1 protein-coding gene is annotated in these 1,361 nt (G+C 57.5%); it reads left to right on the plus strand.

Annotation, left to right across the window (positions count from 1 at the left end):
- Positions 1 to 78: 78 nt before the first annotated feature.
- A complete protein-coding gene (locus tag AC1DRN_RS29895; RefSeq protein WP_477786924.1) occupies positions 79 to 1,107 on the plus strand; it encodes an IS110 family RNA-guided transposase in 1,029 nt (342 codons plus the stop codon).
- Positions 1,108 to 1,361 lie beyond the last annotated feature (254 nt).

Genomic DNA, 1,361 nt, shown 5'->3' on the forward strand with positions numbered 1-1,361 from the left:
CTAATGAAATGGCTACCCCCGCCGCCCCCTGTGATCGACCACTAAGCTTTCACAGGGGGCTTATCGGAGATCATTGCCATGAGCAAAGTAGCTATTGCCGCCATCGATCTGGGAAAACACACCTTTCATCTACATGCACAGGATGATCGTGGTCACGAGCTGTACCGCAAAAAATTCAATCGGGTAGCGCTCATGCAGCACCTGATGAACCTTGAGCCCTGCACTGTCGTGATGGAGGCCTGCGGCGGCGCCCACTTCATGGCGCAGGAGGCCGCCAAGTTAGGGCATACGCCCAGGCTCATTGCTCCACATCTCGTGCGTCCCTACGTGAAAAGCAACAAGAATGACTTCGCCGATGCCGAGGCGATCTGCGAAGCAGCGACTCGTCCGTCAATGCGTTTTGTGCCGGTAAAAACTCAGGCCCAACAAGTGCTAGCCATGCTGAACTCCACCCGAGACTCGTTCATCAAGGATCGCACCGCCACCGTCAATCGGATTCACGCCGCGCTTCTGGAAGTCGGCGTGAGCCTGGCCCCGGGCTTCAAGTCGATCAACGCGCTACCGGAGCTGCTTGAGGCGAGTTCAATTTCTGAGCCGTACAAAAAAAATCTGATGAGACTGTATCGACACTTCAAGCATGTGGAGGAGGAGATCAAGTCGCTGGATAAGGACGTGGAATGCCAGGCCGCTGAAGATGATCTGGCGACTCGCTTGATGACTCTGCCCTGTGTCGGCYCGATCACCTCCACCGTCCTGGCTGCCGAGCTGGGCGATGGCAAGCAGTTCAAATGCGGCCGAGGCTATGCMGCTTCCATCGGRYTGGTCCCCAAGCAGCATTCCACGGGCGGCAAGTCCGTCCTGCTGGGCATCAGTAAGCGCGGTGATCGCAACCAGCGACGCCTGCTCGTCCAGTGCGCTCGTGTTTACTTGATACARCTGGAGCGACAGAAAGGCGCTTTGGCGGACTGGGTCCGCCGGTTACTGGCGTCGGGACATCACTCCAATCTCGTGGTTTGTGCGCTGGCCAACAAACTGGCAAGAATCGCCTGGGCGATAGCGGCMCACCACACTGAATTCGATGCGGGGCCAGCCGCGATGAACRCCTGACCCCGCTGTCACCCAAGCACCACCCACCTGGTTTTGCGATGCTGGATAACTGATGACATGAACGGCCAACCGGCCTGACGACAACCCTGGGCTCTCACACGGCTGCAAGGCCGTTCCCCTAATTAGGGTCGTTGGGCATCGATTCTCATCGAGGCGCGGGGGCCACAACCCCAACTCAGACGCCGGATAGATGAAAGCAAGCCAAACACGACATCAACAACAGTATTGCAGAAAAGGGGGTAACCATAGATGTG

This window comes from Pseudomonas sp. P5_B3 (assembly GCF_056400405.1).